The organism is Spirosoma gilvum (assembly GCF_054776815.1).
The window spans coordinates 1-26,962 of sequence record NZ_BAAHBH010000010.1 but is presented as its reverse complement, the minus strand read 5'-3'; the positions used below and the strand labels follow the sequence as shown (position 1 = coordinate 26,962).

The window sequence follows — 26,962 nt, the reverse complement described above, 5'->3', positions numbered from 1 at the left end:
ATACTTACCTAAGGTCAAACAATAAACCGAACTGAATATTCTGATTATAGAAGTTGTTTTTTGCGGATGAGCCAGGGAAGCGGAAAGCCGTTGATTGATCCATTGGTGTAAAAGCTCTGAAATAGCCAGCTTCTGCTCTAAATTGGCCGAATGCATAGCTTAATCTTAGGATTGTTCCAATTTCCAAGGGATAACCACTAGTAAAGGGGTAAGTGTCTTTTCGGAGCAACTGAAGGTTAGCTTCTGGCCCAGTAAATACGGATAGTTTAGGGGTTAAATGAAAGCCCACCAAGGGCGCAAGACCAAGATAATAATACTTCGCTTTAACAATAATTTGGCCGTTATATTCAGATCCAAACCCTTTTATTTGCAAGGTGGCATCCAATCGAAGACTAAATAGCTTAGTTGAAAAGTTCTTATAGATAGACCCTCCTAAGTAATAGCCATACTGTGGAACAATACCAGCAATAAATGGAATGGGTGATGGGCTTCCAACTTCAGTAGCAACGATAGTAGAAATTGAATAATTAACTCCTCCACGAAAGCCAATACCAATTGTAGAATAATCCCGTACAAAGGGACGGTAAAAGGCAGAATCTGCCTGAGCATAAACAGTCCAGGGAGTAAGCAGAAAGAAAAGAGTTAATCGTACAAAAAATAGTTTCATCTGGTCGATTTTCTTAAAGCATAACCTATGGGCAAGTCCTTAATATACCACTGGTACATCTCCACTAAAATATTTTCCCTTAGAAACTATATTTGCCGTCACTGATTCATTAAAAAATATACCTACTCATTTACAACTGCATTCTCGCGGACATTGTAGTACCTGGCAATTAGTTAAAAGGTTTTTATATGAAGTTCCTCCAACACGGTTCGCCTTTTGAACAAAAAAACCGACCACAACACTAGGGCCGGTTTTTCCTTTCGTTTATCCACACCATTATAACCGAGCAGGCTCGGCCACAAATCAAAAACCCATTAGCGGATGCTAATGGCGGCTCTCTAATTACCTATTTATCTGGCATTCAACCCCACAATGCCTCCTTGTATTTATTATTCGGCGCTATAGCCAATCCGATTCAACTGACCTGCGAGCCCTCTATACTATTAGCGTGTACTGGTCCGGCATGAGTTACTTCGTTACAAGAATCCTACTTAACATTTTTACATAGTAATGTAATAGTATCCCAATAAGATTGTACTATTTTTGGTTTACTTCATTAAACGTTTGGCATTACTAATGAGGTGTTAACCCATCCTTGTACTCATGAAATCACCGCTTGGCGAGTGCGTTTTTTTAGTAGATGACGACGAAGACGACCGTTTCCTGGTTCAGGAAGTCTTCAAACAATATAGTCCCGAGTGTCGGCTTAAACATATTCCTGATGGTACAGAACTTCTGCTAGCTTTAGAAACCGCGCTTAGTTTACCAACATTAATCCTGTTAGATCTGAACATGCCTTTAATGAGTGGGTTTGAAGCCCTTAGGCTGATACGTCAGCAACCACGTTATAACGCCATACCCGTCGTCATTCTGACCACCTCCGACCAGGAGGCCGACCGCCAGGCGTCGATTGACTTAAAAGCCGACGGTTTCATTACCAAACCCGTTACAGTGGAAGGCTTGGCTCAGGTAGTACTTCACTTGCGCCAGGAGTGGTTAGAGGGTATCTGTGTGAATGCCCAGACCTGCCATCAATAGCCATGAATCTGTGCATCCATTGTCCAAATGCCGACATGCTCTCTACCATCTCTGAAATGGCGAATACACTGATTGACTAGCAATTACCCCTTACGATTACTGATCAGTGAACAAGCCTACCATCGCTTATAATGTTAAAAACATTTAAACATCATCCCGCTTCACAACCCCAATAGCCTTAAACGTATCCTCATGATAAACAAACTGAGTTTATCATGAAACGATATGGAGTTTTACTCTGCCTCATACTGCCTCTGCTTGGGAAAGCACAGTCATTGACTCACCCTAAGCAAAAGGATTTGCTGGGGAAAGGCCATCTTATCATTGGGGTTAGGGCAGGGCAAGGTTATCGGGGTACCTATCCAACCACAACGTTTGCTTCGCCCCATATCCAATATTTTATTATCGATGGCTGGTCAATTGCTGCCGAAGGACGTTACCAGATGAGTACTATCTATCCTCAATCGGTGGATAAACCCGATTATCGATTACGAGGTGGTGGCCTATCGACCCGCTATTACTTTCTACGAGGAAAAAGGTTTACACTATTTGCTCATTTAGGGGCCAACTACGGGCAAAGTACCCTTCGAATGAAGTCCGACGCACCTGCTACTATTTCACGCACCTGGCAAACAGAATTAGGAGTAGGTACTCATTATCGAGTCGGTAAGCGATGGTCCATTGAAGCGATGGCTGGTCGAAGTTGGGCGAACAACACTAGTAGTAATTCATATTTCCTTTCTCCACCAGATGACTTCAACCGGTGGCAGGTCAGTATTGGGATTAATTATCAGCTTAAATAAAAGTACTCAGAACACCCAATCGAGTTACCCTATTTCTGTTTTAGAAAATAAACAACAATAATTAATAAACCAAAATATGTATTGTATACTATCTATGAGATTTTTATTAAACAATAAAATTTTTTTTATCGTTATGTGAATTTTATTCACCGATATTGGTTACCTATTAGTAGGTAGATTATGGATCAGTTTACATATATGGTGATTTAACTGCCCTTGAGATCTACTATGCACCTTGTAATTAAACAGGTTACGCTGGTTAGTGTGGCCTGTTTTTCTTTCTTCCGCAAAGCCCTTTTTAATGGCCTCTTAATAAATAACAATAAAAAGTTTTCATATATTTATTTATCATAAATATAGTAAGAACTACATTTGAGCGCTTTCTGCTTACTAGTTCCACTCCTGCCCGTGTGCAACATGCCAAGGCTTTAGCGGAGGTTAAGGTCGATTTACAGAGTATTGGGCTTGGCTATTATCGGTACGTAAGACCGTACGCCAGGCCAGCAGGCTTATTGAACTACTTCTCTAGCCAATAAAAACGCTGACTCGTCTTGAATCAGCGTTTTTTTGTGACCAGTGTATTTTTTTGTAGTCTTAAGTACATATACCCATATAAACATCACAACAAATCCCGGCTCCACCAAGCTGGGGTTTGTTGTTTTATACCAGTATGGTTAACTCAGCGTATTGCGTGTATTCTCAGAAAATTATACGCTTATTTGCCCCAAATTAGCGTATACTCCTATGCAACAGAATTAATAAATGATTTACAAAAATAAGCTCGTATTTTTACGTACATTCTTATTTATTATTTTTCGGTTTTTATACACTATACGAATTAATCTAGCTAGCTATAATGAAAAATTATACAATAAAAAGAGTACTAACAGGTGTATTTTCCGTAGGTTTTCTATTGTTAAGCAGTTGCGGCCATTCAGTTACCCCTAGTAGTTCTCTGGCGACAGCAGGCAGTTATCAATTAGATCGATATTCCAATGCCAGTTTTTTAGACCATAGCCCTAAAGGTTCGCTTCAAGTGGAAGACATTACCAGTGAATCAATTAATATTACCGCAAAAGGAACAGCCGGGAAAATAAAGTTTAACTATTACTACCCTAAGGTTGAGGTTGTGTTTACAGGTCAGAATGCTTTCGACCAGGATATGTATGCACTACTCTACAATGGCATCTACCTTGGTCAGGCTGGCAGCGATGGTATAAGCCGTTTTATTGAAATTTATCCGACAAGTCGCATTACTCTACGAGCCGTCGAATACTAAACTTCCCTGAATTCAAATCTAACAAGGGTAGTTACCTAGTGTTATTCGTGTGTTAAAGCCTACTTTTGCACCGAACGCTCCCACAATCCAGAACCAGAAAGTTTTGCATAGTGAAAGCATTCGGCAAATGAACTGAATTTCTAGTCTACTTCTTCGACAGTAGCATCTGGAGCGTTACGTTTGACGGAGTCAATGCCATTGTCCCGACTGGCAACGGATTCATACATCTCGCTACTGCCGATCACTTGACCGTTGCCCGCTTTTAGGTTAAAATAGTACTTGCCATTTACTGACTCCTTCCGATCGTATCGATCATCGTCAACCGAATTTTTACGCACCGATTCAATGCCATTTTCGCAAGATGCTTTGCTTGAATACCCTTCACTGGCCAGAATAACCTGACCATTACCAGCTTTTAGATTGAATTGATACTCTCCATTCTTTCTGGTTGAAATAACAAACTTTCCCATGTTTTGTAGTGAATTAAAAATCTGTGACTTGGCCGTAAATTAAGTTACTTCTCGTCGTAAATCAATATTATTCATCAGTAGATATAAATATGGCGTTTATATGGCAGCACTTTATAGAGAAATTGCAGGTAAATTTCATTTTATTTAGGGTAGAAAATTTCGCGATAGCCAGGTTATAAGACGGTTCGTTCAATCTAACTAAAGCCCAATTTGTATCGCTTGATGATGTTTCTCTACTACTGGAATTACTTTATAGTTAAAAATCCGTATCATTGATACCGATGTTTCTACGACGCTTCCTGAAGGTTCTGCTAGTGTCTGCTTCATTTGCAGCCACGGCTCAAACCCTTCCCATTCTCGACCAGAATCCGACTAGTTTGCGCTGGTATCAGCTCAACACTCCTCATTTTCGGGTCCTTTATCCAACCGGCCTCGACTCAACTGCCCAACGTACGGCCAGTCGACTCGAACAGTTGTATGAACCGGCCAGTGCCTCGCTCGAAAGCCCCCCCCGTCGCCTTTCGGTCCTGCTCCAGAACCAGACCACCAATAGCAATGGGTTTGTCACCTTATTTCCGCGTCGTTCGGAGTTTTTTGCCATTCCTCCTCAGGACCCAGGTCTGTTGGGAACATTCAACTGGCTTGACTTACTGGCGGTTCATGAATACCGGCATGTTGTTCAGAATGATAAGGCTTTACAGGGCTACGGACGGGTGTTAAATACCTTGTTGGGAAGTACTGGACTTTTTCTTCCTTTAGTTACCGTACCCGATTGGTTTGCCGAAGGCGATGCGGTAAGCAACGAAACGCTTCTGAGTACTACCGGACGTGGCCGCATCCCGAATTTTGACCTTGGAATGCGGGCTAATCTGCTGGCTGGCAGTCGGTTCGGCTATCCCAAAGCCGTATCTGGCTCCTACCGTGACAACGTACCGAATCATTATGTTCTGGGGTATTTCCTGACCACCTATCTAAAACGAACGTATGGGCCCGATGTATGGAGTCGGGTATTGAATCGAAACTACCGTCGTTTTCCCTGGCCGTTTGCGTTTTCGGCCAGTATCAAGGATGAAACCCGCCTTCGAACGGAAGATTTGTACCGCAAAACGATGGACGATCTGACGGAAACCTGGCAAAAACAACAGCAACAGCTTACCCTTACACCTGCCGATTTGTTTCCTGTTAAGGCCGAAAAGCACCAGACGTCTAAACCTGTTTTTACCAATTATCAGCACCCTCAGTTTGTGGACGACTCAACCGTACTCTGTGTAAAAAATGGCCTTGGCGATACCCCCCGTCTAGTCGTTTTACGTAAGAATCAGCCCGAAAAAACTATTCAGGTACAGGGCTTTACGAATGACCCAGGGATGCTTTCAGCTACATCATCCAAAGCCTGCTGGATCGAGTTTGGCTACGACCCACGCTGGGGACAACGTATTTATTCGAATATTCGGCTGCTGGATCTCAAAACCGGCAAGCTTACTCGACTGACACACCACAGGCGGTATACAGCCGTTGCGATTTCGCCCGATAATACGAAGTTGATTGTAGTGGACAATACAGAACGCTATAAAACCCGACTGTTGGTAATTAGTGCAATAAACGAACGTATCAACGATTCTAACGGTCATGTCCATACGATACAGGGGCGTATCTTAAAAACCTTCCCCAACATGGACAATGAATTTTATCAACACCCACGTTGGTTCGAAGACAGCAAAACCATTCTGTATGTCGCGCTGAAAGACGGGAAGAAGACGCTTCGGAGACTGGATACGGAGTCGGGCAACCAGCTTGATTTACTTCCCTGGACTAACGAAAACATCAGTCATCCTCAACCTTGGGGCAACTTTGTTTTCTATAATTCACCCCGTTCGGGTATCGATAATATTTATGCAGTGAATGGTCAGACCCGGCAAGTTTCTCAAGTGACATCGCGTCCGCTGGCTGCTTATCACGCTGCCGTATCCCAGTCCGGTAACCGGCTCGCTTTTGAGGATTTTTCAGCAACGGGCTACCGCATTGCCGATATGCCGCTTAATCCTGCCGACTGGAAGCCTGTAACTGAACCTTCCCGTGAAGAGCCGGTTCGTTATTTCGGCTCATTAGCCAGTCGGGAGCCGGGTGCCGCTGAAGGCCGCCGGATTTTAGCGGATTCGTCATTGGTGACTACGCCTTATCAACCCTCACGATTCAGGAAACTAGCTAATGCCTTAAATATTTATAGCTGGGGGCCCGTCTTAAGCAGTACTGGACAGGCGCTGTCGATCGGTATTAATTCGCAGGATTTGTTAAGTACGACCCAATTGAGTGCTGGTTATACGTACAATCAGACCGAACGGGCCGGAAACTTCTATGCGCTTTTGAGTTATCAGGGTCTGTATCCGATAATAGATGTCAGTTTCCAGCGCGGCACTCGTTCCACATCGCTTTATATCGATAAAGTGGTTCCGGCCGATAGTCTGCGTACCGATCGATGGACTTATAATCAGCTAACAGCCGGTTTTCGGTTACCGCTGCAACTGACAAACTCCAAATACATCCAGTCGATCAGCCTTTCAGCTTATTATAATTATTTGCAGGTAAGCGGTTATGACCTCCCCTATCGGTACATCACCGAAATCGGTTCATCGGGCTCTCTCAGTGCACTAACGTATGGGTTTAGTTATTCTCATCTGCTTCGCCAAAGTAAGCGGGATGTGGCTCCGCGCTGGGGTCAAACCATTGCGGTCAACTACCGAACAACTCCTTTTGGCGGAAAACTGACCGCTGAGCAGTTAGGTATTCAGGGAAACGTATTTTTACCCGGTTTAGGCAAACACCACTCGTTACGTTTACGAGCCGGTTATCAGCTTCAGGCACAGGGGACTTATCAATTCGGAGCGGCTGTCTTTTACCCAAGAGGTCAGACCTATATTGCTGATGATCAGACCAAAGTGGGTAGTGTAGAATACCGGCTTCCGATTGCTGATACACACTGGTCGCTGGGTCGCTGGCTATACATACAGCGGATTAAAGCCGCTGGCTTCGTCGATGGTGTGAATGGTCAAAGCTCCGTTGAAGTGCGGGATGTATTCGGTCGATTACGGGGGTATGAAACCCAAATTCACAATTTCCAGACGACAGGGCTCGATGTTTCCTTTGTGTTCAACGCCCTCCGCCTGCGCACCTCGTTCGAAGCGGGTTTCCGTAGTATCTACAACCTGACCACCGGCCAATGGCTCATTCAGCCGCTGGTGATTGATATTGGAATATAAAAAAGGGAAAAAGGAGAACTACTGTAAACCTCCCTTCTCCCTTTCTCCTTTATCCCTTATAAAACACCCACTTCGATAGCTCGCGGAAGGATACTTTTTTGCCGTACATCAGGATACCGACGCGGTAAATACGGGCGGCTATCCAGGTAGTTCCTAAAAATCCGAGCACCAGCAATGCCATAGAAAGCATCAACTGCCAGACTGGTACACCAAAAGGCACTCGTACCATCATGACCACTGGCGACGTAAATGGGATAATGGATGTCCAGAACGCTAACGGTCCGTCGGGATCGCGAACGGCAATCTGAGCAAATGCAATAGCCGCAATGATGGGCATCATGATCGGAAACATGAACTGCTGCGTTTCTGTCTCACTGTCGACAGCGGCACCGATGGCGCCAAACAAGGCGCTATAGAGCAGGTAACCGCCCAGAAAATAAAACAGGAAGCAAGTGATAATCAACGGGATGTTAAGTGTTTCAATGGCTTGCATTATACTGGCAACCGGGTTTTTGCTCTTCGCCATTTTCTGCTGAACGTCCTGCTGACCTGGCATACCATTCATTCGAGCCGACATCGCCGAATTGGCCGTTTCTTTTTGCCCCAACACGCTGGACCCAACCGTGATCAGACCGGCTGTCAAGGCAATCCAGAGTAGAAACTGAGTTAATCCAACCAAAGCGACCCCGATAATTTTACCCAGCATCAACTGAAACGGCTTCACGGATGAGATAATAACCTCGACAATGCGGTTGGTTTTTTCTTCCATCACACCCCGCATTACCTGCGTTCCATAAATCAGCACCGAAATGTAGATGAGCAAGGCGCAAAAGCCGCTGATGATGGTGGTAGCAATGCCGTTGCTGCTTTTTTCGCCCGCATCGCTCAGGCTGATCGTTTGGGCATCGACATTTACTTTGGCGTCTTCAATCACTTTTTGCGTAATACCGGCCTGCTCCAGCTTGATAGTCTCGATTTCTTTACCGATGGCTCGCTCAATATTACTCTGTAGCGCCAGACTAACGCTTTTTTCGGCAAAAATCTGAACGGTTTTAGGATACTCAATTACGTCTTTGGGGATGTAGACGAGCGCATCGTACCCCTGCTTCACAAACGTTTTTTTCGCGTTCGTCAGCGATTGCTTCGGATACGAAAACACCGTTTCATTATCGGCCTTGAACTTGCTGACAAACCGCCCACTCTCATCAACGACAGCTACTTTTTTCTGGTTGATGGAGCTAATGGCGGCCCAGCCAATAACCGCATAGAAGCCAAAAATCAGAACCGGTCCCAGTATCGTCATGATGATAAACGACCGTTTGCGTACCCGTACCAGGTATTCGCGTTTTATAATCAGGAAAATTGTATGCATAGTTTTAATGATTGAATGATTGAATTGTTGAATAATAGAATCATTGAGTAGAAGCGGTTTTAATCCATTCACTCATTCTATCATTCAATATTCAATCATTGTTTTCGCCGACGGTTTGGATAAAAATGTCGTTCATGCTGGGGATGTTTTCACCAAAAGACCGGATCGCAACCTTGTCAATCAGGTGACGAATCAGATCATTCACCGAAGCGTCGGGGGGAATCTTAATATCAGCCCGGCGGAAATTATCTTCTATTGGATGGCTTTTCAACACCTCAAAAGTAACCGGAATATCAACCAGCTCGCCCTGATATTCAATATGATAGGTATGCGTCTTAAATTGCTCTTTAATGGCTCGCTTGGACCCATCCAGAATTTTGTGCGAGCGATGAATCAACGCAATGTAATCACACAATTCTTCAACGGATTCCATCCGGTGGGTCGAAAAAATAATGGTCTTACCTTTTTCGCGTAGTTCCAGAATTTCGTCTTTGATCAGGTTGGCATTGATCGGGTCGAAGCCGGAAAATGGTTCATCGAGTATAATCAGGTCGGGTTCGTGCAGAACGGTTGCTACAAACTGAATTTTCTGCTGCATCCCTTTCGAGAGGTCCTGAATCTGCTTATTCCACCAGGTTTTGATGTCGAACTTGACGAACCAGACTTTCAGCATCTCCATAGCCTGTTTTTCGGTTAGCCCTTTGAGCTGTGCCAGGTAAAGCAGTTGCTCCCCTACTTTCATTTTCTTGTAGAGGCCGCGTTCTTCGGGTAGGTACCCTATGCGTTTGATGTGGTCAGGTTTGAGCCGTTCACCACCCAGTAGTACCTCGCCAGAATCGGGAGCCGTGATCTGGTTGATGATTCGAATTAGTGAGGTTTTTCCGGCTCCATTTGGCCCTAACAGACCAAAAATACAACCTTTCGGTACAGACAGGCTCACATCGTCTAATGCCCGGTGCTCGGCATATTGTTTTACGATATGATGTGTTTCGAGAATATTGGTCACGAGTGTCGGGGACTTGTTCTGTTTAGGTTAATTATAGAATTGAAACTTCTTCCATCAAACTAAGAACATAAGTCGAGTATTTACTACCAATTTACGGACGAACTGTGAATGCGCCTTACGAGCGGTCATAAAAAAGGCCATACCCATGGTTGAGTATGGCCCAATAGCTAACTATAGTTGCGATTATGCTTTTACAACAAGGGTTTTAGCCCATTTATCGCCAAATCGCTTTCCTTCATCGCCAAACACCATTAAGGCATCTACAATGTTGAATAATGGGATTAAAAGAGATACCTGTCGTGTGATAGCCGTTCCATAATCACCAACCAGACTGCCGCCCGTATCTTCTTTAATTACTTTTATGCCCATCAGTTTTTTTCCAACACTTTGCCCTCCCAAGTACCCCCCGGTAGCAGGTAAAGCATCTTTAGTAAGCATATAGGCAATTGCGATCAGGTAACCGATCATGTACATTCGGGGTGATAAGAAAACTAACAACCAGAACGGTATATAACCAACAATGCCATCAATAAATGCAGCAATAAAACGCTGCACAGGAGTAGCCTTAACGTAGGTACTGACGGGAGTGTAAGAGGGTTGCACAAGAATTAAGGTTTAGGTGAAACAAGAAATAAGAATTCTGTCTCTAACCTACAAAATCGTGCGTAAATACCCATGCAATACAGGTTAAACTTTCTACCGTTTATCAAACGGTAACCTCGTCAGATTCAATGGGCTGCGTTCGAAACTCACCTTCCCATTTGGAAATTACACAGGTGGCTACAGCATTACCTGCTACACTCGTTGCAGATCGGCCCATATCCAGTACCTGATCAATCCCAAGCAACAACCCTAATCCTTCGAGCGGTAGATTAAACTGCGCAAGTGTTCCGGCAATAATCACTAGTGAAGCCCGTGGTACACCGGCTATCCCTTTGGAGGTGATCATCAGGGTGAGCATCATCGTAATCTGTTGTCCCAACGACAGGGAAATACCATAAGCCTGAGCAATAAAAGCCGTCGCAAAGGTCATATAGAGCATCGACCCATCCAGATTGAATGAGTAACCTAGTGGTAAAACGAAGGAGATGATCCGTTCTGAGCAGCCAAATCGACGCAAAGCCTCAATGGTCTGCGGAAAGGACGCTTCCGAACTGGCCGTGCTGAACGATAGGATAATAGCCGAACGCACCTCCTTCAGCAGGGCGAAGTAGGGAATTCGGACGGCCAGGCAAATCAGTGCCAGCACAACGAAAATAAAAAACAACAATCCACCAAAGAAGCACAGAATCAGATACGCATACCCGGCCAGAATGCCCAGCCCCTGTTTGGCTACCACAGCCGCAATGGCCCCCAATACCCCAAACGGCGCAAAGGACATCACATAACCCGTGATTTTGAACATGATATGCGAGAGGGCATCCAGCGCTTTGATCATGATTTTTCCATACGCTCCGACCGACCCCACGGCCACGCCAAAAAAGATACTGAACACAACGATCTGGAGAATTTCGTTATTGGCCAGCGCTTCGATAAAACTGGTCGGGAAAATATGTTCAATGAAATTGGTGAATGTAAGCTTTTTAACTTCCAGACCAACATCGGTGCCTTTAGCGGGCAATTGCAAGTCCATCACTTCTCCGGGCTTCATGATGTTAACGACCAGCAAGCCTACCACCAGCGACAGGATCGTGGCAAAATAAAAATAGGCTAGTGTTTTTAAGCCTATCCGACCGACAACGCCAAAATCGCCCAGCTTGGCAATACCAACCACCAGTGTCGAAAAGACCAGCGGCCCGATAATCATTTTGATGAGCCGAAGAAAAATTTTGGACAGGATATTCAGGTCAGTTCCCGAAAAGCCAGAGCTGGTATCCGGAAAAAAATAGCCAATGGCAATCCCAAGCACCATGCCCAGAAAAATTCGTGTTGTCAGATTTGGAAATTTCATGCAGTATTAATACAGTTCGATGGTTGATGATTTTGCTTGATGTACCGTAAACGTTCCGTCACTCTGGCCCCTCAATTATAAACACCGCTCGTACGTCGATTGGCATTTACGCACGAATATGCCTATCTGACAAATGTAACAGAATCCGATCAGTTCCGAAAATTCGTATCTATTGGGCATTTTATCGCCTTATAGTAACGCTTTATGAACAAATGGGCAATCAACCGACCGCAAACACCATTTTTTTGCATGTTTAGGTGGCATCCCTTATCATGCGACTCAACAACCATTTAATCAACAAATCACGACGATCAGATCCTGTTAAAAACACGACGGTAAACGGGTTTTCGGCACGCAAATTGCGCCTTCAGGAAGAAGTAGAGCAAATAATCGGTCAGCCAGAATGGCGTACGGAAGGTAACATCATCAATTATAACTGTCTGCTTTGAATTTATAGAACTAGTTGGCAATCGCTGTAGACGATGATGATGCTCCCAGTAGGTCAAAAAGAAAGGTAGCCGGATTCCTTTATCAACAAAAAAGATTTCATCGGAGCCAGTTTGCTGATCAATAATGCGACTGATCCAATCCTGGCGAAACAGGAAAAAATTTAATTGTAAATGAACCAGATCACCCTGTAGGCAACCATCGAACCGAACCACCTTTACGGGTGGAAATGCGGGGGTGAGCTGTTCAAACAGCGCTCGATTAAAGCCTTCCCAGACCTTGGGCAACGGCCTATCAACCTGGGTTTTAAGGACAAAGCGCATAATAATAGGAGTACGAATTGTGGAGCGAGCAAAAAAGGAACATATTTACCTTTTACTGGAAAAGTTAATTTTAAGGTTGCCCAAAACAATCAAAGGTATATATTTACCCTTTCAACTGCTTGTCCTAACCCCCATTGGGCGATTTCCCGGTCCGTGTATGCGTCAACTCACTCGGAGGTTAGTTTGTTGGATTTATCTTGGCCTGTTTAGCACACTCAATCAGGTATGGGCCAGCCCTCCCGAGCCGGAGTACCTTACCGTACGCAATGGTTTACCCCAGGGATTTGTCAATTCCATCATTCAGGACAAACGAGGATTTATCTGGTTAGCGACTCGCGATGGTCTCTGCCGATACGATGGAATACGCTTCCGTATTTACACCCACGATCCGCAACAGGCCCAATCACTCTCGTTTAGCAGTATTTACGAAATTCGGGAAGATGCCCTTGGCAAGCTTTGGATTCGGACCGAAAACAACCATATCGACTGCTTCGATCCGGTTACTGAGCGATCCAACCGACTGTCCAATTCGCGGGCATTTCAGCAGGCTCTGGGCCGGGATCAACTTGTTGGTATTCAGCCCGATCGCGCTGGCAATGTCTGGGTAGCTACGCAAACCAACGGTTTTTTCCGACTCAATGCCAATGGGTCCATTTCGCATCGACACTGGGCCGCAAAGGCCGACTCGGCTCAGGCTCTCATTCACGCTATTCTGGTAGATCGTCAGGCTCAACCCTGGCTCGCAACCCAAAATGGGCTTTACCGGTATGATCTGACTTCCCAGCAATTGATCGCTTTCCAGACCGCTCAGGGACTTCCACAAAACGAAGTGTACCGACTTCATGAGCGACGCAATGGGGAATTGATGCTGGGGTTTCCCGGAAGTTTTGCCCTGTTCAACCCTTCCAAAGGGCAAATACGAAAAGTAATTAATCTGACAAACGAACCGGGGTTACCGCTCTTCGCAACGGATCAGCGGGGTATCGATTACATTAATCAGAATCGCTATACCGATCAATCGGGCACCGTACCCTTACTCGAAGATCCTTCAGCAGAATCGCCAAAACTCGGGCGTTTTTCGCCCCTGACCATTTTAGTTGACCGCTCCAATGTACTCTGGATTGGGCTCAATGGCGATGGCGTGATCAAGTACGACCTGAACAAGCGTCCGTTTCAGACCTGGCCGTACCGAACCAATTTCCAGACCGATTGGCTCACGCAACAGGCAAACATACCAGCCAGTGCGATACCCGATGCCATACGCCAGCAATCGCCTTCAGGGATTCGCTACCAATACGACGGTCGACGAACGCTTTGGATCAGTAGTTCACAAACGCCCCCCTACCGGTACGATGCTGCCCGTCAATCGTTTGTTTCTGTGCCACCTACGGGTATCGAAACCCGCTGGTTACCTAGTGGAAACTTTCGGCTTGCGGCATTAGCCACTGGCGTACAGGGTGAACTTTGGGGCTTATTGGCGCCAACCAATCAGGCAGTTGTCCGGTATAACGCCGATCTGCAAACGTTTACCGCCTTTCCGCTCCCGCTCCCGGCCAACCACCCCTATGTGATTACTGGTATGGTTGTGGACGGTGGTCGAATCTATCTGGCAACCGAAAATCACGGATTACTCCGGGCCGATCTGCCCAGCAAGCGGCTCATTCACTGGCAAAGTGTGGCCAGAAACCCTCGTTCACTACCCGGCAATTCGTTACTATGTCTGGCGCAAGACCCGCTGCAGTACAACTACCTGTGGATCGGTACGTTTGGCGAAGGGCTTTGTCGGCTCGACAAAATGACGGGCTATATTGAGCGATTTCCAGTTGGCCAAGCGCTGTCGACCAATGTAATCTACGCCATCCGCACCGATTCCAAAGGGCATCTTTGGCTTAGCACCAATCGCGGGCTTTGCCGATTCGACACGCGTACGCACGAAGTACGGACGTACATGGCCGATGACGGACTACCCAGTGAAGAGTTCAAGCAGTATTATGACGTAACCTTACCCGACGGGCGACTCATCTTTGGCGGTGTTGGTGGCTATACCACTTTCGATCCAGGTCAAATCAGTGAAGACATTGTCAAACCAACCGTTGTGCTGACTGCCTTTCGGATTAACAATCAACTGGTGACGGCAAACACATCTGACTCGCCCATCGATAAAGACATTAATGAAACATCCGAAATCGTTCTGTCTAACCATCAGAACTTTTTATCGATCGACTTTGCCGCCCTTGAATTCAATCAGCCTCATAAGAACCAATACCGATACAAGTTAGTCGGATTAGATAAAGACTGGATCTATAGCGGCAATATAACAACGGCAACCTACACCAATCTAGCCCCCAAAACGTACACGTTTGTTGTCAATGCCTCGAATACATCGGGAGTCTGGAGTTCGGACTCCCATGCGTTACGCATTGTGATTGAGCCCCCGCTTTGGGCGACCTGGTGGGCCTATACCCTGTATGCCCTGCTGTTGCTGGGAGCACTGCTTTTATTTATCCGCATTCGAATTGGACGGTTGAATCAGAAGAACCAAATGCAGCTTCGCGAGCAGGAATCCATCCAGCTCAAACACCTCGACGAGGTAAAATCAAGGTTCTTTGCCAATATCACCCATGAGCTTCGTACGCCCCTAACCTTAATTCTAACACCGTTAGAACAGGTATTGACCGATACGGCCGACTCGCCTTATTTCAATCGGCTGGCTCTTATTTACCGGAATGCCAACCGACTTTTGCGACTCATCAATGAATTGCTCGATCTGGCCAAACTCGATGCCGGTAACCTTACCATTACGCCCAGCCCCGGCGATCTGCCTGAGTTTATCAAGCGAATTGTTGCCGTTTTTGCGGAGGAAGCCCAGCGTAAACATATCCAACTGAACCTGACACATCAGTTTACACAACCCTATTATTGGTTCGATCCAGATAAGATTGAAAAAATCCTGACCAATCTCTTATCGAACGCCTTTAAGTTTACAAACGACAACGGCACAGTTACCATTCAGATCTCGGTAGAGCCTTTGGACCCTGCCGTAGCCAATTCAGCCAATACCGACCTGATTCGTATATCGGTCCATAATACCGGAACACCGATTGCACCGGAAAAACTACCCCACATCTTTGACCGCTTCTATCAGGCTAATCCGCTGGCCGAAGGTGCCGTTGGTGGATCGGGCATCGGTCTGGCGCTGGTAAAAGAGCTGGTCGAAATGATGCAGGGAACACTATCGGTAAAAAGCCAGCCCGTAGAAGGAACAACCTTTATCGTTGCCCTACCCTGCCGTCAATCGCGAGCCGGACTGGTAACCGAACAACCGATCAAACCAGAACTCACACCGCCGACAACGGCTGAACAAGCTGTGACTGGCCAGGAGACTGCTGAGGAGAAAGTATTCCGTCTTTTGCTGGTTGAGGATAATGATGAACTGGCCGATTACATTGCCTCTACCCTGACGACAGAATGGCGGGTGAAACGGGTCAACAATGGGCAGGCGGGTGTCAATGCCGCCATTGCCGAAGGGCCAGACATGGTTATCAGCGACGTGCTAATGCCCGAAATGGACGGGTATGAACTCTGCCGCCAGCTAAAAAGTAATCCAGTAACCAGTCATATCCCGATTCTCCTCCTGACGGCCAAAGCATCGGTCGAAAGCCGGGTAGAAGGCTTAACAGCCGGAGCAGACGATTACCTGGCAAAACCATTTCAGGTAGCCGAACTTCAGGCAAGAGTTCGTAATCGACTGGAGCATCAGCAGCGAATGCGTCAGCATTTCCGTACCCAATTGTTGCGGCAGGGTAATCTCCCTACTACCAGTCAGGACCCTCAGGACGAATTTATGAACCGCATTTATGCGATACTGGAAGAGCGACTCGACGATTCTACCTTCGGTGTAGAGCCGTTAGCCACTGCTATTGGTATGAGCCGGATGCACCTGAACCGAAAAGTGAAAGCGATGACGGGGCTCACCCCTAATGAACTGATCCGAATGGTGCGGCTAAAGCGGGCCGCCGAGCTACTACTGACAGGGGTATCTGTTTCTGAAGTAGCCGATCGGGTAGGTTTCGATACGCCTGCTTACTTCTCCAAAGTTTTTAAAGATCAGTACCACGTAACGCCTTCCGAGTACGTCGATCAGAACCGACATGAGGTGGCCTGACAGGATTCTCTTCTAGTATAATTTTACTACACTTCTTAGGGTTAATGCTTCTACGATTACCTCTTTTTACCAGTTAATAGCACTTTATTACCCCTATATGATCTGGATGTTACAAATTTTATAGTCCTTGTTACGAAAGAGCAAGAGCAGGGCAGGCATTGCGATTAGTATTGCGTAAGTATTACTTACTCATCGATCTCAAGAAAAGTATTACGCTTATGTCAATGTCCGTCTTTTCTTTTTCGAACCGGTCAACACCAATGGAATGGCCCCCTCTCAAGCTTTACCTTCGGGAAACAGGTCGGCAGCTTTTTTCAGTATCAGATCTAGTCTATCTACAGGCTGTTGCCAATTATAGTTGGCTTAACTGGGCTGATGGTCGGCGAATGTTGATGCCCCGCACCCTAAAATATTATTCTCCACAACTTCCATCTGAACTCTTCATTCGTCTACACCGCAACTGTGTCGTCAATCGTCAGTTTGTTGAACGACTGGAGCGTACCGAAACAGGTGGTCTGGTGCATTTAACCACAGGCGAAGTTTTACCCGTATCGCGTCGGCGCTGGAGTTTGGTTCGTCGGCAATTGACGAATCAGCGTTCGTATGTAAATTAATTACTTTCTACTGCTTATACAGACGTCTTTCTACTGAATTGCCAGCCTTACTCATGGTGTTGGTCTGATTCACTGGAAAGGCGTTTTTTATGCACTCCACTAACGCCCTCCTCCCGCGCTCAGGCAACCCTTCCCCAAAAGTCGAACTATTCTCCGGGACGTTTCTGTCATCCCGAGGAACGAGGGATCTTCGGAAATTAACTTTTATGCTGTCTCCGAAGATCCCTCGTTCCTCGGGATGACAGAAAATTACCCTATTGGTAGCTTAGTTCGCCCATTTATCTGCTTTCGGGTACATCATTTAAAAAAATCAAAAAATTTTAAGCAAGGCTGTAATGTTTTTCGATTTCAGTCGTCTTTGCGATTGATATGGATCTACAAACCTTTAAACAACGCATCTTGCCCGTCCAGGGGCGCCTGTTCCGATTGGCGCAGTTGTTTCTTCGTAACCGCGAAGAAGCGGAAGATGCCTTACAGGATGTGTTGCTCAGGTTGTGGACCAATCGACAACAGTTAGAAGCCTACAACAGTATCGAAGCACTGGCTGTTCAGATGACGAAGAACTTGTGTCTGGACAAGCTAAAAGCACATGCCAAACGCAAATTTGCGGATGAGACTACGCTTCTTGGTATTCAGGCGGAGGACGCTTCGCCCTATCGACAAGTTGAAGTAGCCGACAGTGCCGGACTTATGCGGATACTGATCGACGAACTACCTGACCAGCAAAAGCTCGTTCTTCACCTGCGCGATGTAGAAGAATATTCCTTTGAAGAAATCGAGCAGGTTACGGGCATAAGTATTAATAATATTCGTGTGATTTTATCGCGAGCCCGGCAACGGCTGCGAGAGAATTACCTAAAAGTCAATGATTATGAAGCCGGACATTGAACAACTGCTAGAGAAATACTACGAGGGCGAAACAACGCTTCAGGAAGAAAAACTGTTGCGACAGTTTTTCCAGCAGGAATCGATCCCAGCCCATTTGCAAAGTCACGCTGACCAATTTCGGTATTTCGCGGATGCCCGAAACCAGCACCCATCGTTTGCCATGACGAGTCAGTTAGCGGCCAAACTGATGGCCACTGAACCGAGCCCGGTATTCAGCCTCACGACCTGGATCCGTCGATTAGCAGCCAGCGTGTTGCTGATGATTCTGGGGTTCGCTGGAGGGCTGGTGTACAACCACTACCGCTCGACTTCGTCCAACACCCTTGCTACGTCGGAGGAGGCTTCATCGGCCATTGCGATGAAACAGGTGCTGACATTCGAGCACCTGCCCAAAACGTCGGCCAGCGAACGCATCCAGGCCATCAATCAAAGTTACGAACTGACTCAGGTCGATCAGAATATTACCCAATTGCTCATTAATACCCTGAACTTCGATGCAAATGTAAACGTACGATTGGCAGCCTGTCAGGCGCTTACCCGGTTTGAGAATGAACCGGGTGTACGTGAAGCCCTGATTCAATCACTAAAAATCCAGACGGACCCCAATCTACAGATCAGCCTGATCGACGCGCTCGTCGCCATTAAGGAAAAACGCGCGGTGGATGAGATGCAACGGCTGGTTCAAAATCAGCAGGTGCTGGACGCTGTCCGTCAAAAAGCAGAAGAAGGAATCAATCACCTGGTACAGGGCCGGGATTCACCATCCTGATATAGTCAATGAATAATGGAAAATGTAGAATGACCAACTAGCAATCCACTCATTCATTTTCCATTATTCATTATCCATTTCTCATTATCCATTAGTCAAATACAACAACCATGAAAACGCTCCTAGTATTGAGTGCCAGTCTCTTATTGTGTCTATCCAACGCCCAGGCACAGGAATACAAAGCCAAATTAACCAATGCTAAAGACCGAAAAGTCACCCTGGAAATCGACGCAGGCGACGTAAAAATTGAGGGTTATAATGGCGACGAGGTCGTAATTCAGGCCAATTCAGGCTATGAAGCTCCTCCCGAACGAGCCAAAGGCTTGAAGCCACTGTACTACACAGCTGTCGATAACACAGGCCTTGGTCTGGCAGTAACCCCCGAAAGCGGTGGGCTGAAAATTGAAAAAGCCACCCGCAAGTCGATTAAATACACGATCAAACTTCCGCGCAAAGTGGGCATTTTATACCAGCAGACCAACTGGCAAAAAGCCGATGTTTCCATCAGCAACATGGACGGTGATCTGGAGATTAAAACCAACAACGGCTCGATGGATCTGAAGAATGTAACCGGCCCCGTTGTGGCTAACACAACCAATGGCGAAATCAACATTGTCTTCGCCAATATCGATCAGGAAAAGCCAACGGCTATCTCGACTATCAACGGTGAAATAGACATTACGTTACCGGCCAGCACGAAATCCAATATGAAGCTTCAGACCATTCATGGTGAAATGTACACCGATTTCGATCTGGGTGTGAAGAACTCAAAAGATGGATTGGCCCGGGTGGGTGGCAGTCATAACATCAATGGCACTACAAACGGTGGTGGAGTTGACATTCAGCTCAAAACCATCAACAGCAACATCTATATCCGTAAGCAGAAATAACCCGGCATCAACCACTTAACACCCATGAAAAACAGCCTATTCCTATACTCGCTGGGGCTGCTGGCCCTACTCATTCAACCCGCCATTGCGCAACGTGTTGTTCAAAAAACAATGCCGGTTTCGGCCAATCAACTTGTCAACCTCAATCTGCGATTTGGCGATAGTATCCAGATTCGCTACTGGGATAAACCAGATCTGTCGGTGACTATATCAGCTACCATTAACGGCGGGAAGCTGGACGATGCACTAGTCGTCACTACCAACTCGACGGATAGTGAAGTCAGTTTGAAAACGGATTTCGATAAAGAAAAGCTGAAAGAAGGCAAAGCCGAAGATTGCCCCGGCGATGGACATCGGTGGCGTACCGACCAAAACGGCCAAGATTATTACGTGTGCAGCAAGATCAATTACGTGGTCAATCTGCCTCGCCATGCCAAACTAAAAGTGGAAACCATCAATGGGAATATTGATATTCAGGGCGCAACCGAAGCGGTTTTTGCCAAAACGATCAGTGGATTTGTGGATATGAGCTGGCCGAAATCGAAAGGAGCCAATGTAGCCATGAAAACCATCACCGGCGAGGTGTATTCCGATATGGAGATTGCTTTTAAGGATAAGAAAGAGAAAAATCCGATGGTTGGTTATAAGCTGGAAGGCGCCATCAATGGAGGTGGCCCCAATGTTCACTTGGAGTCGATCAGCAATAACATCTACCTCCGAAAGAAAGACTAAAACTACGGTTTACCTGATTACTAAACATTCTTAAACGGGGCAGGTTCAACAGGCAACTACTATCTGTTAAACCTGCCCCGTTTACATGCAAGTCAGTTCTGAATTAGCGATGAAAGCCTGGATCGCCCACGAACGATTAAACGATACGTATGGCATTCAGGCGATTCAGGGCTATCCCGACCCAATGCATGAGTTAGTCGGGACCATTCTGTCGCACCGCACTACCCATGCCAATGAAGTGATTGCCTATCGAACTCTGCGTGAGCGATTTCCTAACTGGGAGCAGGTTCGGGATGCTCCGCTTTCGGAGTTGATTGATGCCATAAAAGCCGTTACGTATCCTGAGGTCAAAGCGCCTTATATTCAAAATCTGTTAATTCATTTGTTCCGGGAAACGGGATCGGCTAACATTGATTTCCTAAACGACCTATCTACCGAAGAGGCTATGCACTGGCTCACTAACCTGCCCGGCATTGGTCTGAAAACAGCTACTCTACTCCTGCTTTTTAAATTCCACAAACCTGTTTTACCGGTCGATACCCATGTTCACCGCGTTACCCAACGACTCGGACTTATTGGACCCAAGGTTAGTGCCGAGAAAGCCCATACTATATTGCTGGCCTATCTGCCCAGGGAGCCGTTAGTACTATTCAATTTCCACAAACATTTCTACTGGCATGGGCAACGCATCTGTACGTGGTTTACACCCAGATGCAGCGACTGCGTCCTGCAGAATCTATGCGACTTTTATCAACAGGGCGGCACGACTATCCTCAGTAGTACACCTGTCCGAAAAAAGAATGGAGTAAACGGATAGCAAAGTCATCTTACACTAAGGCACTACTAGTGAACGGCTTAACTACAGTCAACTCTTGTTACCGTATTTCTTTTTGTAAAACTCTTTTGATTGGTCGACCCAGTTGTCACGCTCAATGCGGCCGGGGAAGAACTCGATGATCTCGTTGACTTTATCGATATCCTCTTTGGTGAAATTGGCGACCTGCCGGAATGTATAAATGCCCAGGCTATGGAGTTTCCGCTCCAGAAAGGGGCCGACCCCAACAATGTCCTTCAAGTCGTCAGCTTCGGCGGCTGTAGCCCGACCAATTCGATCGAAGTTTATCTCACTGGCCCTGGCAGCAATCCGATTGAGTACAGCCGCTTCCGAATTACCCGCTATAACCGGTGTTTCTACGGGTACAGAAGGTACGTCGGGACTCACCGGAGCAACCGGTTTTGAAACGGCTACCGGCTTTTCAACGGACACATTGACAAGCGGAGCAACTATATCTTCATTGATAAGCTCCGGGGTATCGTCAGGGGCAACAGCCGGCAACAGCGGATCGGCATGAACAAACGCAGGCGGTGTATCCAACATTGGCTCAGGACGTGTCGGTTTAACGACAGATGCCTTACCCGATACGTTTGCCCGACGGCATTCTTCCAGTTCAGTTTCTTTATCGGCTACTGCTGCCCGAAGCGCATTGATGCGCCCTGTCAAAACCAGTCGGCCCAGCAGCCAGCCAATAAAAGCCGCCAGCGCCAGTAAAATGAGTATTTCGGAAATAGCCACCGGGCGGCTTAAAGGATCTAATCCAAACATAACGGGTTATGGTTTAGTGGTTTAACTGTTTCAAGTTCCATGTATCAGGTTATTGATAGCTCAATCAACTGCCAGCATTGTCAGTATAAACAGGGAACCCGAAACTTAAAAACTTATTTCTTCTTGGCCAATTGAGCTGCCTGCCCTACCCAATCGTCTCGCTCGATACGGCCAGGGAAAAACTCAATAATGTCGTTCACCTTATCGATATCTTCCTTGTTGAAATTCGCAATTTGCCGAAACGTATAAATACCGATGGCATGCAGTTTCTTTTCCAGAAATGGCCCAACGCCCACAATGTCTTTCAGGTCGTCGGCTTCGGCAGTTGATGCCAGGCCAATACGCGTAAAATTGAGTTCGCCAGCCCTCGACCGAATTCGATTCAACACCATCGTTTCACCATCTTCGGCACCAACTACCACTACCGATTCCCGATGACAGTCGTCGACCGCCCGTTCAGTACTGGCCAGTTCTCCTTCCAGTTCCCGAATGGTTCGTTGCCGCGAAATGTATCCAATTATAAAACCCAACACAGCCGACACAACCAGCATGATTATCTGCTGCATCTGTGCATCGGGAAGATTAAGGGGATTTAAGTCGAACATAGTTTCTTTCAGAAGTTTATGTGTTTCAGGTTCCAGATTTCAAGTTTCAAGTTTTACTTAACAAATCGTAGACATGACACTTGAAACCTGGAACGTTTTGTAGGAATATTATTGAACAACCACCGTTACCCGCCGATTGGCTTTCCGGCCCGACATGGTACTGTTATCCGCTTTGGGCTCAGTTTCGCCTTTTGCCTTTACAATTATTTGCTCCGACGGAACACCTGCATTACGGAGTCTCGCTTTTACGTCGTTGGCCCGATCGCGGGAGAGCTGCATGTTCACATCATCGGGGCCGGAGCTATCCGTATGGCCGGTCAGGAGGAGCTTTTTGTCTTTGTGATCGGCCAGGTAGCGAATGGCTTCCCCAAAGAATTTTTTCGTATCCTCGGTTTTGATGTAGTTTGCTTCGCCCAGCTGGAAGTACAGATCAATCGGTTTGAACACCGATGTAAACTTTTCACCTTCTGCCAATTCTTTTTCCGTAACCTCCTTCGTGATCTTGATAGGTGCAGTCGGTGTACTGGCAGTCGGCGCGGTTTCGGTTGGCTCAGGAGCAGACTTAACGGTCCCACCAAAGGCAAAGTCGAGTCCGCCATAGAGCGAGTCCCCTTTGGCCGTGAAAGTCAGGTCGCGTGCTTCACCAGTAGTTGTGATGGATTCGGCCGCAATACCCTGTTGTACCAGATACTGCTTAAGTCCTTCGGCCCGTGCTACACCTAAATTTGGAAAAGAGGTCGAATTGGTTTCGTTTGCTGAATAATAGCCCTTAATTTCGAGCGTTCGACCTGGATTGGCTTTCAAATAAGCCACCATGGCATCCAGCGAGCCACCCAGACTATTCATGTTGGCATTAGCCCCCGATTTTGCAAAACTGAAATTGCCCGGAAGGTCAAGTTTGAACCGATCACCATCGGCTATCGTGAACGCGTTGGTAGGGCCTGACTCTGCCGTTTCTTCTGTCGTTACTGGTGTTGCGCTTACATCATCAACGCATAGCTGCTTAATTTTGCAAACGTGCCACCAGGTTGATCCGGCCATCCACAAAACGAGTAAGATAATCCAGGGAACTTTGTTCGTTAACATACTAAACAAGGGTTTACAGATACTGTGTTCAGTTTCCTGCGTTGAGACGAACTTATGCGAAAAGGTTGCTCAAAAATACACGCAAGTCCTTCAAATGCAAGAATATCAGTGATTCTTATCAACAACTCAATCTATGCTTATTGACCTTCGTAGCGATACGGTTGCTCATCCTACGCCTGCCATGCGCGAGGCTATGTTTTCTGCCCAACTCGGCGACGACGTTTTTGGCGACGACCCTACCGTGAATGCACTCGAAACCAAAGTGGCTACGCAGTTTGGTATGGAAGCCGCTCTTTTCTGCGCGTCGGGCACCATGACCAACCAACTCGCTATTCGTACCCACACGCGCCCAGGCGACGATGTTATTTGCGATTACCTTTCTCATGTTTATCAATACGAAGGGGGTGGTATTTCGGTGAATGCCCTGGCTTCAGCCAGTTTAGCCCATGGTATTCGCGGCAAACTCACGCCCGATCTGATACGTGAACACATCTATAATCGTGCCGATCCGCACAAACCGCTATCGCGGATGGTCGTTCTGGAAAATACCATCAATAAAGGGGGCGGCTGCTACTACACCGTTCCTGAAATTGCCGCCATCCGGCAGGTCTGTCAGGAGCATGGGTTGATCTTACACCTCGACGGCGCTCGACTGTTCAACGCCCTGGTGGAAACCGGAGAACCGACAACAGCCTATGGCCAACTGTTCGACTCCATCAGTATCTGTCTGTCGAAAGGGCTTGGGTGCCCCATTGGGTCACTTCTTCTTGGGAAAGCCGATTTTATTGCGCAGGCACGTCGGTATCGCAAACTGATGGGCGGTGGCTGGCGGCAGGCTGGTTTTCTGGCAGCAGCGGGTATTTATGCCCTCGACCATCACATTGACCGACTCAGGCAAGACCATACCCGCGCCCGTAGAATTGGCGCTCTGCTCGAGCAACTGCCCGAGGTGGAGGAGATTCTGCCCATCGACACGAATATTGTCATTTTCAGGCTTCCTGAAACAATTCTGGCTACAGATTATGTTTCTTCCTTAGCCACTAAAGGCATCCGCAGCGTCGCGTTCGGCAAACATCTGGTTCGCTTTGTCACCCATCTGGATTTCACCGACGAGATGCTGGCGGAAATGGAACTTATCCTGAACCGGGATTCTCACTGATTTTACGGATTAGCCTGATTTTGTTATGGATCCATCCAATCAAGGTCTGTTAATTAAATCATAAAAATCCTGGTTCTGACAGCTATGCATATACAAACCAGAAATTTACAGAAATCGGATTACCACGACCTCAAAGAAACGATGATTGAGGTGTATAGTGGTATCGGAGGAGATTATTGGCCCAAAAGTTCGATCAATAAACTGCTCAACCTCTTCCCGGAAGGGCAGTTTTGCGTGGAAGTCGATGGCAAAGTGGTGGCTAGCGCCCTGGCTATTCGGGTGAAGTACGACGACTTCGGCGATAACCATACCTACTATGAAATAACGGGCGGCTATACGTTCAAAACACATAACGACGAAGGGGATTACCTATACGGCATCGAAGTGTTTGTCCACCCCGATTACCGCGATCTTCGGCTGGGACGACGGCTATACGACGCCCGTAAGGAACTTTGCGAACAGTTGAATCTGAAGGGAATACTGGCCGGTGGGCGTATTCCGAACTACAACAAATTCGCCGACGAACTGACCCCACGCGAGTATATAACCAAGGTCAAGCAAAAGGAGATTTACGACCCCACGCTGACGTTCCAGCTCTCCAACGATTTCCACGTACGGAAGGTCCTGCGGGGCTATCTGCCCGGCGACTCCGAATCGAAAGAGTACGCAACACTGCTGGAGTGGATCAATATTTATTACGTCAAGGAGGCCGATAAGAAGCCGCATACCGACTCCATTATCCGGCTGGGCGTGATTCAGTGGCAGATGCGACTGTTCAAAAACCTGAATGCCTTTCTGGATCAGGTCGAGTTTTTCGTCAATGCCGTGAGCGACTACCGGGCCGATTTTATGGTGCTGCCGGAGTTTTTCAACACGCCCCTCATGGCCGATTTTAACGACCTGCCCGAACCCGTAGCTATCCGAAAACTGGCCGACTTTACCGTACCCGTTCGTGAAAAACTCTGTGAGCTGGCGATTTCGTACAACGTCAACATTGTCGGTGGCAGTATGCCCCTGGTCGATGAAGATGGGAAGCTGTATAATGTGGCTTACCTCTGCCGTCGCGACGGGTCGTTTGAAGAGTTTCGGAAGATTCACATCACACCCAACGAGGTGAGGCATTACGGCATGGTCGGAGGTCACGAAATCCGGGCGTTCGATACGGACTGTGGTAAAATTGGGATGCTGATCTGTTACGATGTCGAATTCCCGGAACTAAGCCGGATTCTGGCCCAGCAGGGTATGCAGATTCTGTTTGTCCCCTTCCTGACCGACACCCAAAACGGCTACTCACGCGTACGTCATTGTGCCCAGGCACGAGCCATTGAAAACGAATGTTATGTCGCGATTTCGGGCTGTGTTGGCAACCTGCCGCGCGTACATAACATGGACATCAACTTTGCGCAATCGGCCGTTTTTACGCCTTCCGATTTTCAGTTCCCGACCAATGCTGTTAAAGCCGAAGCCACGCCCAACACCGAAATGGTTCTCATCGCTGATGTCGATTTGAGCCTGTTGAAGGAGCTGCACGAGCATGGTTCGGTACAGGTCATGAAGGATCGGCGGACAGACTTATACGATGTCACACTGAAAAAAACCGCCCGAAAAGCCCTTAATCGGAACGCCGACCGGCCGAAGAAGGACTCTCCCGACAATGATCCCGAAGTCGTTCCGCCGTTAATTGTAGTCGCTAATTAGTGAAAAGGTCAAGTGAGATGGTCCAATAAATCGGCACAATGAACTTGCTTAACTTGCAAGACCATGCAGCCTAAAAACAAACCCCTAAAACGGCGTAAATACGACGCAACTTTTAAAGCGGACGTGCTGAAAATGATTGC

The 26,962-nt window shown here is 47.0% G+C and carries 23 protein-coding genes; 13 read left to right on the top strand and 10 right to left on the bottom strand.

Annotation, left to right across the window (positions count from 1 at the left end):
- Positions 1-4 precede the first annotated feature (4 nt).
- Positions 5-667, bottom strand: coding sequence for a hypothetical protein (locus ACYVFD_RS24305; protein WP_461093103.1), 663 nt, complete (start codon positions 665-667; stop codon positions 5-7).
- A 603-nt stretch (positions 668-1,270) separates the two neighbouring features.
- Here ACYVFD_RS24305 and ACYVFD_RS24300 point away from each other — a divergent pair.
- From ACYVFD_RS24300 to ACYVFD_RS24290, 3 genes are all read left to right on the top strand, one after another.
- Entirely contained in the window at positions 1,271-1,705 is a 435-nt protein-coding gene (locus tag ACYVFD_RS24300) for a response regulator (RefSeq protein WP_461093102.1), read from the top strand.
- A 215-nt stretch (positions 1,706-1,920) separates the two neighbouring features.
- On the top strand, positions 1,921-2,508 hold the full coding sequence (locus tag ACYVFD_RS24295) for a porin family protein (RefSeq protein ID WP_461093101.1): 588 nt from the start codon (positions 1,921-1,923) through the stop codon (positions 2,506-2,508).
- Between the two features lie 856 nt (positions 2,509-3,364).
- Positions 3,365-3,787: a hypothetical protein gene (locus ACYVFD_RS24290; protein ID WP_461093100.1), complete on the top strand. Its 423-nt coding sequence runs from the start codon at positions 3,365-3,367 to the stop codon at positions 3,785-3,787.
- Positions 3,788-3,927: 140 nt separating this feature from the next.
- Here ACYVFD_RS24290 and ACYVFD_RS24285 read toward each other — a convergent pair whose 3' ends face one another.
- The gene (locus ACYVFD_RS24285; protein ID WP_461093099.1) at positions 3,928-4,257 is read right to left on the bottom strand and encodes a YegP family protein; all 330 of its coding nucleotides are present in this window, start codon (positions 4,255-4,257) and stop codon (positions 3,928-3,930) included.
- 281 nt (positions 4,258-4,538) lie between these two features.
- Between ACYVFD_RS24285 and ACYVFD_RS24280 the strand changes: the two genes are divergently transcribed.
- The gene (locus tag ACYVFD_RS24280) at positions 4,539-7,514 is read left to right on the top strand and encodes a TolB family protein (RefSeq protein ID WP_461093098.1); all 2,976 of its coding nucleotides are present in this window, start codon (positions 4,539-4,541) and stop codon (positions 7,512-7,514) included.
- 49 nt (positions 7,515-7,563) lie between these two features.
- On the opposite strand, the gene ACYVFD_RS24275 is transcribed toward ACYVFD_RS24280, so the two are convergent.
- The 5 genes from ACYVFD_RS24275 to ACYVFD_RS24255 all read right to left on the bottom strand — a co-directional run bounded on the left by ACYVFD_RS24275 (position 7,564) and on the right by ACYVFD_RS24255 (position 12,613).
- Complete coding sequence (locus ACYVFD_RS24275) at positions 7,564-8,886, bottom strand: ABC transporter permease (RefSeq protein WP_461093097.1); 1,323 nt, start codon at positions 8,884-8,886, stop codon at positions 7,564-7,566.
- A gap of 91 nt (positions 8,887-8,977) precedes the next feature.
- On the bottom strand, positions 8,978-9,892 hold the full coding sequence (locus ACYVFD_RS24270; protein ID WP_461093096.1) for an ABC transporter ATP-binding protein: 915 nt from the start codon (positions 9,890-9,892) through the stop codon (positions 8,978-8,980).
- Positions 9,893-10,075: 183 nt separating this feature from the next.
- Entirely contained in the window at positions 10,076-10,495 is a 420-nt protein-coding gene (locus ACYVFD_RS24265) for an RDD family protein (RefSeq protein WP_461093095.1), read from the bottom strand.
- 103 nt (positions 10,496-10,598) lie between these two features.
- Positions 10,599-11,843, bottom strand: a complete 1,245-nt coding sequence (locus ACYVFD_RS24260; RefSeq protein WP_461093094.1) for a dicarboxylate/amino acid:cation symporter — start codon at positions 11,841-11,843, stop codon at positions 10,599-10,601.
- Between the two features lie 311 nt (positions 11,844-12,154).
- Positions 12,155-12,613, bottom strand: a complete 459-nt coding sequence (locus tag ACYVFD_RS24255) for an SRPBCC family protein (protein ID WP_461093093.1) — start codon at positions 12,611-12,613, stop codon at positions 12,155-12,157.
- A gap of 157 nt (positions 12,614-12,770) precedes the next feature.
- Here ACYVFD_RS24255 and ACYVFD_RS24250 point away from each other — a divergent pair, with 157 nt between their 5' ends.
- The 7 genes from ACYVFD_RS24250 (at position 12,771) to ACYVFD_RS24220 (ending at position 21,488) form a co-directional block, all read left to right on the top strand.
- On the top strand, positions 12,771-16,778 hold the full coding sequence (locus tag ACYVFD_RS24250; protein WP_461093092.1) for a hybrid sensor histidine kinase/response regulator: 4,008 nt from the start codon (positions 12,771-12,773) through the stop codon (positions 16,776-16,778).
- Positions 16,779-17,038: 260 nt separating this feature from the next.
- On the top strand, positions 17,039-17,392 hold the full coding sequence (locus ACYVFD_RS24245) for a LytR/AlgR family response regulator transcription factor (protein ID WP_461093091.1): 354 nt from the start codon (positions 17,039-17,041) through the stop codon (positions 17,390-17,392).
- A 369-nt stretch (positions 17,393-17,761) separates the two neighbouring features.
- Positions 17,762-18,280, top strand: coding sequence for an RNA polymerase sigma factor (locus tag ACYVFD_RS24240; protein WP_461093090.1), 519 nt, complete (start codon positions 17,762-17,764; stop codon positions 18,278-18,280).
- Positions 18,264-19,049: a HEAT repeat domain-containing protein gene (locus ACYVFD_RS24235; RefSeq protein ID WP_461093089.1), complete on the top strand. Its 786-nt coding sequence runs from the start codon at positions 18,264-18,266 to the stop codon at positions 19,047-19,049. Before ACYVFD_RS24240 ends, ACYVFD_RS24235 begins: the two co-directional genes overlap by 17 nt.
- A 110-nt stretch (positions 19,050-19,159) precedes the next feature.
- On the top strand, positions 19,160-19,939 hold the full coding sequence (locus tag ACYVFD_RS24230) for a DUF4097 family beta strand repeat-containing protein (protein ID WP_461093088.1): 780 nt from the start codon (positions 19,160-19,162) through the stop codon (positions 19,937-19,939).
- A gap of 24 nt (positions 19,940-19,963) precedes the next feature.
- A complete protein-coding gene (locus ACYVFD_RS24225; protein ID WP_461093087.1) occupies positions 19,964-20,671 on the top strand; it encodes a DUF4097 family beta strand repeat-containing protein in 708 nt (235 codons plus the stop codon).
- An 85-nt stretch (positions 20,672-20,756) separates the two neighbouring features.
- Positions 20,757-21,488: an endonuclease III domain-containing protein gene (locus ACYVFD_RS24220; RefSeq protein ID WP_461093086.1), complete on the top strand. Its 732-nt coding sequence runs from the start codon at positions 20,757-20,759 to the stop codon at positions 21,486-21,488.
- Positions 21,489-21,536: 48 nt separating this feature from the next.
- Here ACYVFD_RS24220 and ACYVFD_RS24215 read toward each other — a convergent pair whose 3' ends face one another.
- From ACYVFD_RS24215 to ACYVFD_RS24205, 3 genes are all read right to left on the bottom strand, one after another.
- Positions 21,537-22,274: a hypothetical protein gene (locus tag ACYVFD_RS24215; protein ID WP_461093085.1), complete on the bottom strand. Its 738-nt coding sequence runs from the start codon at positions 22,272-22,274 to the stop codon at positions 21,537-21,539.
- A gap of 113 nt (positions 22,275-22,387) precedes the next feature.
- Positions 22,388-22,879, bottom strand: a complete 492-nt coding sequence (locus ACYVFD_RS24210; RefSeq protein ID WP_461093084.1) for a hypothetical protein — start codon at positions 22,877-22,879, stop codon at positions 22,388-22,390.
- A gap of 108 nt (positions 22,880-22,987) precedes the next feature.
- Positions 22,988-23,965 (bottom strand): OmpA family protein, encoded by a 978-nt coding sequence (locus ACYVFD_RS24205; RefSeq protein WP_461093083.1) that lies wholly within the window; start codon positions 23,963-23,965, stop codon positions 22,988-22,990.
- Positions 23,966-24,098: 133 nt separating this feature from the next.
- Between ACYVFD_RS24205 and ACYVFD_RS24200 the strand changes: the two genes are divergently transcribed.
- Both ACYVFD_RS24200 and ACYVFD_RS24195 read left to right on the top strand, forming a co-directional pair.
- Complete coding sequence (locus ACYVFD_RS24200) at positions 24,099-25,124, top strand: threonine aldolase family protein (RefSeq protein ID WP_461093082.1); 1,026 nt, start codon at positions 24,099-24,101, stop codon at positions 25,122-25,124.
- An 84-nt stretch (positions 25,125-25,208) separates the two neighbouring features.
- Entirely contained in the window at positions 25,209-26,822 is a 1,614-nt protein-coding gene (locus tag ACYVFD_RS24195) for a GNAT family N-acetyltransferase (protein ID WP_461093081.1), read from the top strand.
- Positions 26,823-26,962: the final 140 nt, after the last annotated feature.